Annotated in this window: 11 protein-coding genes; 5 read left to right on the top strand and 6 right to left on the bottom strand. The window is 48.4% G+C overall.

All coding sequences use genetic code 11. The features are described from left to right. Positions 1-5 precede the first annotated feature (5 nt). Both WBM30_RS10220 and WBM30_RS10215 read right to left on the bottom strand, forming a co-directional pair. Positions 6-1,403, bottom strand: coding sequence for a 6-phospho-beta-glucosidase (locus WBM30_RS10220; protein ID WP_424900621.1), 1,398 nt, complete (start codon positions 1,401-1,403; stop codon positions 6-8). Positions 1,404-1,665: 262 nt separating this feature from the next. Beyond that, positions 1,666-2,565: an aldo/keto reductase gene (locus WBM30_RS10215; RefSeq protein ID WP_424900620.1), complete on the bottom strand. Its 900-nt coding sequence runs from the start codon at positions 2,563-2,565 to the stop codon at positions 1,666-1,668. Between the two features lie 232 nt (positions 2,566-2,797). On the opposite strand from WBM30_RS10215, the gene WBM30_RS10210 reads away from it, so the two are divergent. Further along, entirely contained in the window at positions 2,798-3,775 is a 978-nt protein-coding gene (locus WBM30_RS10210) for an aldo/keto reductase family protein (RefSeq protein WP_424900619.1), read from the top strand. Between the two features lie 186 nt (positions 3,776-3,961). On the opposite strand, the gene aroD is transcribed toward WBM30_RS10210, so the two are convergent. The 4 genes from aroD to WBM30_RS10190 form a co-directional block, all read right to left on the bottom strand. After that, positions 3,962-4,717 (bottom strand): type I 3-dehydroquinate dehydratase, encoded by a 756-nt coding sequence (gene aroD / locus WBM30_RS10205; protein ID WP_424900618.1) that lies wholly within the window; start codon positions 4,715-4,717, stop codon positions 3,962-3,964. 270 nt (positions 4,718-4,987) lie between these two features. Then, entirely contained in the window at positions 4,988-6,991 is a 2,004-nt protein-coding gene (gene tkt, locus WBM30_RS10200; RefSeq protein ID WP_424900617.1) for a transketolase, read from the bottom strand. A 138-nt stretch (positions 6,992-7,129) separates the two neighbouring features. Beyond that, on the bottom strand, positions 7,130-8,515 hold the full coding sequence (locus tag WBM30_RS10195) for an MATE family efflux transporter (protein ID WP_424900616.1): 1,386 nt from the start codon (positions 8,513-8,515) through the stop codon (positions 7,130-7,132). Positions 8,516-8,621: 106 nt separating this feature from the next. Further along, positions 8,622-9,542, bottom strand: a complete 921-nt coding sequence (locus WBM30_RS10190) for a Gfo/Idh/MocA family protein (RefSeq protein WP_424900638.1) — start codon at positions 9,540-9,542, stop codon at positions 8,622-8,624. A gap of 189 nt (positions 9,543-9,731) precedes the next feature. On the opposite strand from WBM30_RS10190, the gene WBM30_RS10185 reads away from it, so the two are divergent. The 4 genes from WBM30_RS10185 to manA all read left to right on the top strand — a co-directional run bounded on the left by WBM30_RS10185 (position 9,732) and on the right by manA (position 14,318). Then, positions 9,732-11,126, top strand: coding sequence for a glycoside hydrolase family 1 protein (locus WBM30_RS10185; RefSeq protein WP_424900615.1), 1,395 nt, complete (start codon positions 9,732-9,734; stop codon positions 11,124-11,126). A gap of 25 nt (positions 11,127-11,151) precedes the next feature. After that, the gene (gene celB / locus WBM30_RS10180; RefSeq protein ID WP_424900614.1) at positions 11,152-12,435 is read left to right on the top strand and encodes a PTS cellobiose transporter subunit IIC; all 1,284 of its coding nucleotides are present in this window, start codon (positions 11,152-11,154) and stop codon (positions 12,433-12,435) included. A gap of 159 nt (positions 12,436-12,594) precedes the next feature. Further along, positions 12,595-13,308 (top strand): GntR family transcriptional regulator, encoded by a 714-nt coding sequence (locus WBM30_RS10175; protein WP_424900613.1) that lies wholly within the window; start codon positions 12,595-12,597, stop codon positions 13,306-13,308. 50 nt (positions 13,309-13,358) lie between these two features. Further along, positions 13,359-14,318, top strand: coding sequence for a mannose-6-phosphate isomerase, class I (gene manA, locus WBM30_RS10170; RefSeq protein ID WP_424900612.1), 960 nt, complete (start codon positions 13,359-13,361; stop codon positions 14,316-14,318). The last annotated feature ends 157 nt before the right edge of the window (positions 14,319-14,475 follow it).

The following is a 14,475-nucleotide window of genomic DNA, read 5'->3' as shown; positions in this document are numbered from 1 at the left end:
TTTTTTTAGTTGGATTTCATCAATTCATCGACGTAAGCAACTGTTTCCGGTTGGTTTGCTTCGATTTCAGCGATTTTTTCTGCAAATTGTGGTAAGTGCTCTTTGTGTGCATACAATAATTCATCCAACAAAGTCTTAGCCGTTGTACCACCTGGCACAAGAGGATTGATTGTGAAAGCTTGCAATGCCGCACCGTAGCTGCCTGTGATGGCTGCGCGGATGACTGTTTCTTCCATCGCTTTCATGCCTTGCAATAAGCCACGGGCTGCGGAAGGCATTTCGCCCCAGTTGTATGGTTCTGCGCCATGAGCTGTGATCAAAGCGGAAACTTCTACTACGCAGTCGTATGGCATATCTTGGATCGTGCCATTGTTCGCTGTTGATACGACCATGTCTGTGCGTTTGTCGTTTTGAATCGACGCGATCACTTCGCAAGCTGCATCGCTGTAGTGCGTGCCGCCGCGTTGCGATAACTCTTCCGGCTTGTAGTTCAATGCTGGATCTTTATACAGCTCGAACAAACGCGTTTCTGTTGCCTTGACGACTTGCGCACGTGTTTCGCCTTTTTCGAACTCTTCGACGGAATGTTTCAACATTTCATCCTCGATGTAATAATAACGGTGGTATCCGCAAGGAAGCATTCCCAAATCTTTCAATTGCTCATAGTGGAATTGCGCACTGTGGATGTTTTTCAGATGGTTTTCATCTTCGGTTTTTTGCGGTCCGTAAACCATATCAATCACTTCATCGGTGCGTTCAACACCCTTGTCATCCCAGACACGGTGCCAATGGAAGTGGTTGATTCCGGCAAATTTGAATAATAATTCATCTTCAGGAATCGCTAATTTTTCTGCTGCAACTTTGCGGTGTCCGATTGGAACATTGCATAAGCCGATTGTTTTCTTCCAACCGAAATGTTTGATGGCTGCTTCAGTCACCATGCCAGCCGGGTTGGTAAAGTTGATCAACCATGCGTCCGGACATTGCACTCTCATATCCGCAATGATTTGGCCGATAATCGGAATCGTACGGAAAGCTTTGAACATTCCGCCTGCACCATTAGTTTCTTGACCCAAAACACCATGGGACAATGGAATACGCTCATCTTTGATACGAGCATTCAGTAAACCTACACGGAATTGCGTCGTTACGAAATCCGCATCTTTCAAAGCATTGAAACGATCCAATGTTAAGTGGACTTCCCAGTCCAATCCAGCCGCCTCGACTTGGCGTTTCGCCATTGCGCCAACGATTTCCAGTTTTTCCTTACCTGCTTCGATATCCACCAGCCAAATCTCTTTTATCGGCAATTCATCTTTTCTTAAGATGTATCCTTCAATCAATTCCGGTGTATAACTGGAACCTCCACCAATCGTAACAATCTTCAAAGCTTCTTTCGACATGCATGCTTCCTCCTATTTTTGGTTTCTTTTTGCTTTCCGGCTCAAAAATTCTGTCGTGACAATGCATTCTCTGACACAAGCGGATAAGATCCCGAACATTAGGCCAGGAAAGGCTTTCATTCCCACCGTCAATGAAAGGGCTTTTCGCTTTCATGATTTCATTTTAGCACAACCGCGACGCATCGGAAGAATCCCCTTACATTTTGATTGCAGGTTCTCTATAATGATTTTTGTTTCCAAAATGAAACAATCTGTTTCACGATCAAATGATATCCAAAGCCGTTTTGAAAGTAGGCGCTGGGAACCGGGCATCCAACAGTTTCAGATCATCATCATCCAGACGGATTTTAGAAGCTTGGGCATTGAGATATGTGTGCTCAGGGTTGGAAGAGCGCGGTATCGCTGCCACATCCGGATGAATGATGCACCATGCCAGAATGACCTGGATTGCTTCGACATTGTGTTTCTTGGCGATATTTTGCACTTCCTCGCTCTCCAATAGCTGCCCGCGCAATCGGCCTCCTTGGGCTAATGGCGAATAGGCCATAATCGGAATGTTACGCTCCCGTTGCCATTTCAACAGGTCATACTCTATCCCGCGGGAGCCCAAATGATATAAGACTTGGTTGACTTGGCACTGGTTCCCGTGTTCCATCGATAAGAGGCTCTGCATATCATGGATATCGAAGTTGGAAACGCCCCATCTGCCGATTTTCCCTTCTGCCTTAAGCTGCTCCATCCCGGCTATCGTTTGGGACAAGGGCACATTTCCGCGCCAATGAAGCAGATAGAGATCCAAGTGGTCCGTATCCAATCTGCGCAAGCTTTCGGCACAGGCAGCCAAAATTTCATTCCGGCTCGCCCGATGAGGATACACTTTGGAAACAAGATAGACTTGGTCACGGATGCCCTTGATCGCTTCCCCCACCAAGCTTTCCGACTTCCCATCCCCGTACATTTCGGCTGTATCGATAAGAGTCATGCCCAGTTGTACGCCTAACTGCAAAGCCTCGATTTCCTCTTGCCTTTTTGCGGGATCCTCACCCAAGTACCACGTTCCTTGCCCCACTTGCGGCATGACGCTTCCGTCCGGCAACGCCACCATCCGATTGGCATTCTCTCTCCGCAGAGACACCATGATGTTTTCGTCTATGTTCGTCATTTATAGACACCATCCTTTCTGTTTTTTGACACCGTTCCTTACATCAAGTATACCTTTTTTTATCGTTAATACAAAAATAATCACAGCGCTTCCATTTTCTTCGATTTGTTGGCCTTTTCCTTTGGCGATTTCGATTTTGTAGCTTATGATAAGGATATAAAGCTATTTTGCCTATTGTCTTAGTCGGATTAATGGATAAAAGGATGGCATCAAAATCAAGGAGGACGAGTGGATGAAATACAGGAATCTAGGTAAAAGTGGTTTGCGTGTCAGCGAAATCGCACTGGGCAGTTGGTTGACGTACGGAAAATCAGTAGCGGATAAAACAGCAGAGGAATGCATCCGGACCGCGTACGAAGCAGGCATCAACTTTTTCGACACAGCCAACGTTTATGAAAAGGGTGCTGCTGAGACCGTGCTCGGTAAAGTGCTGAAGGACTACCGGCGCTCTAGTTTAGTCGTCGCCAGCAAAGTCTATTTCCCGATGGGGGACGGGCCGAACGACAGGGGTTTGTCGCGCAAACACATCATCGAATCCTGCGATGCCAGCCTGAAACGCCTGAATATGGATTATATGGATCTCTATCAATGCCACCGTTACGATCCGAGCGTACCGATGGAGGAAACGCTATGGGCGCTCGATGATTTGCAGCGTCAAGGCAAGATCCTTTATGCCGGCGTCAGCGAATGGTCAGCCGATCAAATCCAGGAAGCCCACCAGATCGCAAAACAGCATAATTTCCGGCCACTCATTTCCAACCAACCGATCTACAATATGATCGAGCGCTACATCGAGGTCAATGTCCTGCCCGTCTCCGTCGCCAACGGAATGGGGCAAGTCGTCTTTTCTCCATTGGGACAAGGCATCCTGACCGGCAAGTACAAATCCGGACAACAAGTTCCGGAAGGCAGCCGTGCCGCCAATAGCAAACTGAACAGCACGATGCAAAAATACCTGGAAAATGAATCCCTTTTGGAAGCAGTCGGGGAAATCGAAGCCATCGCGCACGAACTGGAAATAACCATGCCGCAACTGGCTTTGGCCTGGATTTTGCGTCAACCCGGTATCAGCTCCGCCATCATCGGCGCCAGCCGTCCGGAGCAGATTGAGGATAACATCAAGTCGGTAGATATCGAATTGACGGACGAACTGTTGCTTGGCATCAACCAAATTTTGTTGAAAGTAAGCAGCTTTAAACCGAGAAGCTGATTGTGCGATGAAACAATCCGGACAACCGGACAGCAAAAAGGCCACCTTGATGGGTGGCCTTTTTGGTGCTCTTATTAATTTGTTCTCCTGCTTGAATAAAGATAGGGGAACTCCGGTGAACGGAGGCTTTCCCGGACCTGAGCGGAAATCCGAAAGTTCTGAACCGCTCCGCTCGCCCGTCGCCTTTCAATCCAGTGCTAAAATTGCCAGGATGGAACGGACTTCGCGAACCGATACCTGACCGGGCGCGGAAACGTCTTTCGCCGCCGCAAAAGTCAGGCATGAACCGAACAACTCTCCTGCCAACCGCGAAATGACGCCATATTTCCCCATCGACATCGTGATGCATGGACGGTCCGCTTTCGCTTTTTTCATTTCCAACGTCGCCGCCAGCAGCGTCAGGACATCTTCCTCGCTTTGCGGCATGACCGCAATCTTCGTGATGTCAGCCCCAAGCTCCTGCATCTTCACCAGTCTTCCGACGATTTCCTCTTTAGGCGGCGTCAGGAAAAAATCGTGGCTCGACAAAACGACTTTCACGTTTTTATCTTTCGCTTCGGCAATCAATTTGGCCACTTCTTCTTCAGAACTGAACAGTTCGAGATCGACCATATCCACCAGTCCGCTCCGGATCACAAAACGGTTCAATTCAAAATAGCGCTCCAAGCTCAGTTCGCGCTCTCCGCCCTCTTTTTTGGTGCGGAAGGTGAACAGCAAAGGCTTTTTGTAGAGGCTTTTGATTTCGGCCAATAAAGCTTCGACTTGCTCCGGGTGCTCTACCCCTTCGAAAAAATCGATGCGCAACTCCGCCAGATCGAAAGCAACGTTTTCCAGCATTTTGACTTCTGCGACGATTTCTTGTTTTGTTTTCCCTACCAACGGCACGCAAATTTTAGGCCTGCCTTCGTTGAAGACGACATCTTTCACTTGAACGGTTTTCACTGGTCTATCCCCTCCATGGCGCATTCCGGTTCCATCTCCCTTGAACCTTTCCAGGCAAAGCGAGATGAACTTCCGAGTATATGATATTTCTTATTTTATCGTTAATCGCGCCAAAAGCATAGGAGCACTTTACGGAATTTCTCCGATCCGCCCACTTTTCCGGTCTGTCTCTACTTGGAAACATACCGGCCACACCCGGACACAAAAAGCTGCCCCCCGCTCCCAAAGGAGTAGATGCAGCTTTTTGACTTTGACTAGTCTAAAATCAGTCTATTTTGCGAATTTCGCTTGATAGGCTGCAACCACTTTATCAGTGGTGAAGCCATACTCAGCCATTACCACATTACCGTTGCCGCTCGCACCGTAAGTGTCGATGCCGTAGGCAAGGCCATCAAGACCGACATAACGTTCCCAACCGAAGGTCGCGCCCATTTCGATGGACATGCGGTTGCGGACTGCGCCAGGCAAGACTGTTTCTTTGTAGGCTGCATCCTGCGCTTCGAACAGATCAAAACTCGGCATGGACACAACAGAGACGTCCACTCCAGCTTCACGCAATTGTTTTTGCGCTTCCACGGCCAAGCTCACTTCCGAACCGGTTGCGATTAGGATGCCGGCAGGCGTTTCGCCTTGTTGTGGAGAAAGTACGTAAGCACCTTTCTTCACACCTTCGCGGGCCAAAGTTGGCGTTCCTTCAAGGACAGGCAAGTTTTGGCGCGTCAGCACCAACATCGTTGGTTTGTCTGCTGAGGACACGGCGATTTCCCATGCTGCGCTGACTTCGTTGCCGTCGGCCGGACGCAGAACCGTCAAGTTCGGCATGCCGCGGTAGCTGGACAAATGTTCCACCGGCTCATGCGTAGGGCCGTCTTCACCGACTGCGATCGAATCATGCGTCATCACGTAAGTGCCAGGCAAGTGCGAAATGGCAGCCAAACGCATCGCTGGGCGCAAGTAATCAGTGAAGACGAAGAATGTCCCCACATATGTTCTCGTTCCGCCATGCAGAACGATGCCGTTCATGATGGCGGCCATCGCGAATTCGCGCACACCATACCAGATGTTGCGGCCGGCATAGTTGCCCGGTTCAAAATCGCTTGCCGATTTGATCATTGTGTTGTTTGAAGACGATAAGTCCGCAGAACCGCCCCAGAAATAAGGAACAGCTTCGCCCAATGCTTGGATCGCTTCCGCACTGGTCACACGGCTTGCTTTTGCTGCGCTGCCCACTTCATAAGTCGGCAGTTTGTCTTGCCAGCCTTCAGGCAATTTGTTAGCGATGGCATCTTCGAATTGCTGCGCCAATTCCGGATAAGCTGCTTTGTAGTCGTTGAATAGTGCAGTCCAGGCAGCTTCAGCCTGCTGGCCTTCTTCAACCATTTTTTCATTGAAGCGAGCTGTAACTTCAGCCGGTACGCAGAAAGCTTCATCCGCACAGCCGTAAGCCGCTTTTGCGAAAGAAACGCCTTCCGCCCCTAGCGGAGCACCATGCACTTTGTGCGTTCCTGCGTCAGGAGCACCGAAACCGATGATGGTTTTGATTTCGATCAAAGTCGGTTTTTCGGTTTCAGCTTTCGCGTCTTCGATGGCTTTCGAGATGGCTTCCAGATCATTGCCGTCCTTGACCAAGATATGTTGCCAGCCGTAGGCTTCAAAACGGGCAGCTACATCTTCCGTGAATGATTTCGAAGTCGGTCCATCCAAGGAGATATCGTTGGAGTCATACAAACCGATCAGTTTGCCCAATTTCAGGTGGCCAGCCAAGCTGGCTGCTTCATGGGAGATGCCTTCCATCAGATCGCCGTCGCCGTTCAGGAAGTACGTATAGTGATCCACAACCGGGAAGTTTTCTTTGTTGTAGGTAGCAGCCAAGTGCGCTTCTGCCATTGCGAACCCGACCGCATTTGCGATCCCTTGGCCCAATGGACCGGTCGTCGCTTCCACGCCGTCCGTGTCATGCACTTCCGGGTGTCCAGGTGTTTTGCTGCCGAATTGGCGGAAGTTCTTCACGTCGTCCAGGCTCACATTGAAGCCGGATAAGTGCAACAAACTGTACAACATGGATGACCCATGTCCAGCTGATAATACGAAACGGTCACGGTCTGCCCACAAACTGTTCTTAGGGTTGACTTTCAAATGTTTTGTCCAAAGCGCGTAGGCCATCGGAGCCGCTCCCATCGGCAAACCAGGATGCCCTGAATTGGCCTTCTGTACGGCGTCTATGCTAAGTGTACGTACTGCATTAACTGCTAACTCATCAATTTGATCAAACATTTTTTTCCTCCTCAAGATAGTGAATCTAGTATTGAACTCCTCAACCAACTTTTATAATCATGATTTAATCTTATTATAACATATTCCGAATCGGTTTATATCAGTTTATTAACTTAGATATGCAGCAATAATGGGTTATCAATCCGACAATTCAACCAATCGGTCACCCTCCGTTTCCTTGTGTCTGTTCCCTTCCAATAATGTCAATTTCCTTTTCAACTGACGATACGCGTACATCATGGGAACGGCAGCCCCCACCCATGCAACGGGATTGGCAAAGGCGACCGCCTGGTAGCCTAATAGACCCGAAAATCCCAACGGAACGAGGACGCGCGCGACCATCTCCATCACACCCCCAAAAGTAGGCGCAGCATTGTCGCCCACACCTTGCAGCGTATACCGCAAAATGATCAATGTAGTCAATACAAGATAGAAGCTGGCCGTCGCAATAAAATACGTATGCGCATATGCCAAAACAGCCGGATCATTCTGATTGAACAACAGCCGGATGATGTCCGTCCCGAAGAACAAAAGCGCTCCTCCTAAAACAATGCTGTAGACAAAGGACAGCAGCAAACTGATGCGCACGCCTACCCAAATACGCGAATACAATCCGGCCCCGTAGTTTTGGGCTGCGAAAGTCGCCATCGCGATACCGATGGAGGCTATCGGCAATGTTGCCATGATGTCCAATTTTTGGGCGATGGCGTATCCACCGACCGCTTCCGGTCCGAAGCCATTCAGACTTTTCTGCAATACAATCAAACCGATTGAAATGATGGAGGCTTGCAGACCGATTGGGAGCGAAATTTTCAACGGCAAAGAGAAGTCCGCGGGCTGCATGCGCCAATCTTCTTTGGAAAAGCGCAGAATCGCCATTTTTTTCCGGATATATACGAAACAGAGAAAACTGGCGAATAATTGCGCCGCAACTGTCGCCAGCGCTGCTCCTGCAACCCCCATAGAAAACCAGACAATGAACACATAATCCAATACCACATTCAATAGGGAAGAAATCACCAGGATGACCAATGGCAGTTTGCTGTCACCCAGTGAACGCAGGATGTTACTCAACAAATTGAATACCATGATCGCCACCGAACCCCACATCAAGACCAAAAAGTAAGCTTCGGCTTCCTTGCGTATTTCTGCCGGCGTATCCATGAACAACAGGATATCTTCAGCGAGCCAAACGCTCAGGATGGTGATGAGGACTGTTATGGCAAGCGTGATCCAGACGCTTATCGTGATGCTCTTGCGGATCCGCTCCTCATTTTTCGTGCCAAAGCGCTGCGCGATGACGATTCCTAAACCCGAGGTGACCCCTATTCCGAATCCATGGATAAAAAAGAGCACCCCGCCAACTGATCCGATGGCCGCCAGTCCGTCCACTCCCAATGTCCTGCCAATGATGACCGTATCCGCTAAACTGTACAGCTGTTGGAACATATTCCCTATCAGCATCGGAACCGCGAACAGCACGAGCAGCTTCGCAGTACTGCCGGCAGTCATATCTTTTGTCATCCTTCACCTCCATTTAATGATCCTAGGCCTTGCTGATTTATATTATACCAGACATGTACGAACAAATTAACATAAAAAAATAAATTGTACCTACAAATATTCCGGTCTATTCACTTGGATTGTTTCCGAATCCGTTGTCGGCGAGAATTTTCTCGCACAAAGAGTGGCTCAGGTAGCTTGATTCTGTGGCGACGGGATTTATATGTTCCTTTACGCCCGCGATAAACGAACCAATCAACGGCGCGAATCCTCGCTTGCGGAGCGTTCCTTCCCAATCGCCAAAAGCTATTTGCTGCTTGCCGTTTTTTTGTTCGATGGTCATTTCGGTCAAATTCAGCACGCGCGCGATTCCCTCCGGACTTTGGACTTCCATGACCTCCTGATTGGCTCCCGCTTCATAGTTCATCGAAACGAAACAAGTGGTGTTCTTCGTTTCGAGCAACAGCCATAGCCGTTTCAATTCCCCTTCGTTTTCGACAAGATGCGATTGCACCGAAACCACCTCATCGTCCAACAAATACAAGGCGGTATCTGCGATATGGATGAAAAGATCGTAGACGGCGAAGCGGACCGGTTCAACATTCTTCACGCGATCTTTCTGGATCAGGATCATCTTTTTGTCAGGAATCCCTTTCAATCGTTCCACCATCGGAGCAAAACGGCGATTGAAGCCCACAGTAAGCAGCAAGCCCTTGGCATCCGCCAACTCGATCAGTTCCTTTGTTTCTTCCAGATCATCACTGATGGGCTTGTCCACATATACCGAAATGCCGCTCTCCAGTAGCTTGCGGATGATTTCCGCATGGGCAACGGTAGCTACATGCACAAAGGCCGCCTCGATTCCGCTGTCCAACCATTCCTCAATCGAAGTGTACAAATGTTGGAAGCCGAATTTTTTCCCTACCGTTTCCAGCGTCTCCCTGTTCCGCGAGCACAGATGCCATTCCACCTCATCCTGCATCTCAACCATGATTGGAAGATACGCCTTTTGCGCAATATTCCCTAACCCGATGACTCCAATTTTCATCACCTATCGCCTCCAAACCTGTTTGTTCTCTTTATACCATAATCAACACCTGAATTCTCGTCAGAACGTGAAAATAATTGAGAAATAATAAAAATATATATTTTTCGTTGAAATCGATTGCATTTTCTTTTTCTGTTTTGTATAATTCTATTTGAAGTTATGTATAGACATAGAAAAGAGGTTGTTTAGATGAAGTATGAATTTCCTGCAGGTTTTTGGTGGGGATCGGCAGCAAGCGGACCGCAGACAGAGGGCACGGTTGCCGGAGACGGCAAGGGGGACAGCATCTGGGATCACTGGTACAAACAGAACCCGGAACTGTTCTTCAATCAAGTCGGTCCTGAAGACACATCCTACGTATACAATCGCTACAAAGAAGATATAGCACTCATGAAAAAAACGGGACACACGACGTATCGAACCTCCATTCAATGGAGCCGTCTGATTCCGGATGGGATTGGCGCAGTGAATCCGGAAGCGGTGGCGTTCTACAACAGCTACATCGATGAGCTGTTGGCCAACGACATCGAACCTTTCATGAATCTCTATCACTTTGATATGCCGTTGTCATTACAACAGAAAGGAGGCTGGGAAAGCAAAGAAGTCGTGGATGCCTATGCGGATTACGCGCGCATCTGCTTTGAGCTGTTCGGCGACCGCGTTAAAAAATGGTTCACCCACAATGAACCGATCGTTCCGGTCGAAGGCGGCTATCTCTACCAATTCCACTACCCTAGTGTCGTGGATATGAAAAAAGCCGTTCAAGTCGCTTATCACGAAACTTTGGCAAGCGCAAAAGCCATCAAAATTTATCATGAAATGAACCCTGAAGGGCAAATCGGCATCATCCTCAATCTGACTCCTAGTTACCCGCGCAATGAGAATGATCCTGAAGACGTCAAGGCAGCCCATCTCGCTGATGCCTTCTTCAACCGTTCCTTCTTGGATCCTGCCATCAAAGGCACCTTCCCCGAAGATTTGGTTTCGCTGTTAAAGGAATTGGATTACTTACCGGAATATACGCAATCGGAATTAGAACTCATCAAACATAATACCATCGACATTCTGGGAATCAATTACTATCAGCCAAGACGCATCATGAAAAAAGAAAGCAAGGAACGCTTGTCCGACAAGCCGATGCCGGATGATTACTTCGACAATTATATCTGGCCAGAACGCAAAATGAATCCGTACCGCGGCTGGGAAATCTACGAAAAAGGCATTTACGATTGCCTGATCAATGTCCGGGACAACTACGGCAACCTACCGTGCTTCATTTCTGAAAACGGGATGGGTGTGGAAGGCGAAGAGCGCTACATAAACGCGGATGGCAGGATCGAAGATGATTACCGTATCGAATTTGTCCAAGAACATCTTAAATATGTCCATCAAGCGTTGCAGGAAGGCTGCAATGTGAAAGGCTACCACATGTGGACGTGCATGGATAACTGGTCCTGGACCAACGCCTACAAAAATCGCTACGGCTTTATAGCGGTGGATCTGGCGGAAGAAGGAAAACGCACAATTAAGAAAAGTGGCTACTGGTTCAAAGAGGTTTCTGACAATAATGGTTTTGACGCATAAGGTTCCCAGGAAAGGAAAATGATTAATGAATAATTTTATTGATAATTTAGCGGAAAAATTAACACCCTTTGCAGGCAAGCTCGGCTCAAACAGATACTTAGCAGTATTGCGTGACGCTTTTATGCTATCTTTTCCACTGACGATGTTCGGTTCAATCGTCGTTGTATTGAACAACCTACCGTTCTGGAGTGATGACATGAAAGGAACGCTCGGCGGCCTATTCGGCAATGGGCAAAATGCCACCATGTCCATCATGACAATCTTCATCACTTTCGGGATTGGTTACTACCTGACCCGTTCCTACGATGAGGATGGCATCTTCGGAGGAGCTGTTTCATTAGCTTCTTACTTGATTTTGACACCCTTCAACTTTACAACAGCAGACGGTGCTGAAGTCAGCGGTGCCCTTTCCTTGGATCGCTTAGGCGCTAAAGGAATGTTCATCGGCATGTTGGCTGCCTTCATCGCAGCTGAGATTTATGTGAGAATCACCAAAAAAGGCATCGTCATCAAAATGCCTGAAGGTGTTCCTGATGCCGTTGCCCGCTCATTCGCCGCCCTGATTCCCGCAATTTCTACACTTACCGTTTTCCTGCTGCTTAATGCATTGGTTTCTGGCGTGTTCACGACAAACTTGCATGATGTGGTCTACACCGTCATCCAAAAACCGCTTGTTGGATTGGGAAGCAGCTTGCCTGCTACTTTGGTTTCTCTATTCTTCGTGCAAATCCTTTGGTTCTTCGGCTTACATGGCCAAATCATCGTCAACTCCGTCATGGATCCGATCTGGAACACCTTGGCTTTGGAAAACTTGGATGCTTTTAAAGCTGGCGAAGCCTTACCGCACATTATCACAAAGCCATTCATGGAAACATTTACAGTTGGTTTAGGTGGTTCCGGTATGACGTTGATGGTAGTGATCTTGATGGCTTTCGTCATGAAGAGCCGTCAAATGAAAGACATCGGTCGTTTAGCGATTGGACCTGGTTTATTCAATGTAAACGAACCTGTTATCTTCGGCTTACCGATTGTATTGAACGCATCCATCGCTATCCCTTGGATTTTGACACCTTTAATCGTAACGACCGTAAACTACTTATCTATGGCATCCGGTTTGTTCCCTACTCCAACAGGCGTAACGGTTCCATGGACTGTTCCGTTATTCTTCAGCGGCATGATGGCCACAAACTCCGTCATGGGCGGCGTGTTGCAACTGATTGACTTCGCAATCGTCGGTCTGATGTGGTATCCATTCCTGATGGTTGTCGATAAAGCGAATTTGGCACTTACTGTCGAGGAAGCTGCCTAAGCCGGTTTTGGTTTATTAATGAAGATGGCCCGAGGCAACCTGCTTCGGGCCATTTGCCTTTCCTTAATCAGCCAAATGTAAAGGTTAACTTGTTTCAAGTCTAGCCATTACGGTATAATGGGGAATGAAATCGTGTAATTTCCGGAAGGATCGACTGCAATGAAAAAATATGAAGAAATCGCAGATGAACTGCGCCGCCGCATCGCTGATGGCGAGTATGCGGAAGATGAAATGCTCCCGGACCAGATTGCGCTGGCGGAAGAATTCGGCGTCAGCCGGATGACCTTAAAGAAAGCCATCGATATGATCGCAATGGAAGGCCTGATTTTCCGCAAACGGGGTGTCGGCACCTTTGTCATCAAGAGCGCCCTCTGGAACAGCGGGGATTCCAAAGCAGATGAATACGCAGGCTTATCGAAACAGTTCCCAAATAAAACGGTAAAGAGTAAAATCATCCTGTTCGATATCCTGTTCCCTCCCAAAAATATCCAAGCCTTGCTGATGCTGGATGACAATCAGCCTGTCTATCATCTGCAGCGCTTACGAATCATCGACGACAAACCCTATATACTGGAAAATACCTACTTTGTTGCTGGATTGGTGAAGGACCTGACGGAGGACATCATCCACCGTTCCATCTACGACCATATCCGCGATACGTTAGGGCTCAAAATCGGCGGAGCCTACCGAAAAATCCACGCTGATCGATCCAATGAACTGGACTGGCAGGAATTGGAATGCGATCAACATACTCCGATCCTTGAAGTGGAACAAGTCGTTTATCTTACCAACGGAACGCCTTTCGAATACTCGACTTCCCGCAGCCGCTTCGATACACGTTCGTACACCATCACCGACATCATCAAACAGTGATAAACGCTGAACGGATTCGTTCAGACACGAAGAAACTTAGGAGGAAAAATATGCAAGAGCCATTGTTTATCCAACCTGTTCTGCAGGAAAAAATCTGGGGCGGCACAAAGCTGCGCGACATCTACAGTTACGACATTCCCAGTGACCATACCGGGGAATGCTGGGCGATCAGCGCCCATCCTGACGGCACTGGAGCCGTGGAAAACGGTCCATACGCCGGAACCAAACTGGATGTCCTCTATGCGGAGCATCCTGAGCTGTTCGAAAATCCGACTTCGCCCGTCTTCCCATTGCTGACCAAAATCATCGATGCTGCGGAAGCCTTATCCGTCCAGGTTCATCCCGATGATGCATACGGGCTGAAGCATGAAGGCGAATTGGGGAAAACGGAGTGCTGGTACATCATCGATGCCGATGACGATGCCGAAATCATCTACGGACACAATGCCCAAACAAAAGAACAGTTCTCGGAAATGATTGTGGAAGGAAACTGGGATAGCCTGCTGCGCCATGTCAAAGTGAAGAAAGGCGACTTCTTCTTCGTTCCGAGCGGCACTATCCATGCCATCGGCGGCGGCATCATGATTCTGGAGACGCAACAGAGCAGCAACACAACCTACCGCGTCTACGACTTCGACCGCAAAGACGATCAAGGCAACACACGCGACCTGCACATCCAACAATCCATCGATGTGTCGATGATTCCGCATAAAGATCCTGCGAACCATTTCGAAACAACCACAGTGGACGACAATACCGTGACGACGTTCATCGAAAGCGACTATTTCACTGTCTATAAATGGGATATCCTTTCGGAAATGGCCTTCAGCAAGACCGCTCCCTACACCTTGGGAAGCGTCATCGAAGGCACCGGCAGTCTGACTGTCGACGGAAAAGCCTATCCGTTGCAGAAAGGCGACCACTTCATCCTGCCTGCGACCGTTTCGGCTTGGTCCCTGGCCGGCAACATGGAACTGATCGCCTCCACTCCCGGACCGAAAAACAGCTAAGAAAAATAATAAAGCGACCCCTTCCCGATGTGATAAGCTCCCAATAAAGTAGACAGTAGAAATAACAAAAATTTCTATTCTACTTTATTGGGGGTTTTTTTATGCGAATAAATAGGCGTTGGACTGTGGAAGAAAAAGTAAACATCGTTAAAAAATA

It is taken from the genome of Trichococcus sp., assembly GCF_049684335.1.
Classification (GTDB): Bacteria; Bacillota; Bacilli; order Lactobacillales; family Aerococcaceae; genus Trichococcus.
Note: the sequence above shows the minus strand (reverse complement) of the source record. Positions and strands in the feature narration are given on the sequence as shown.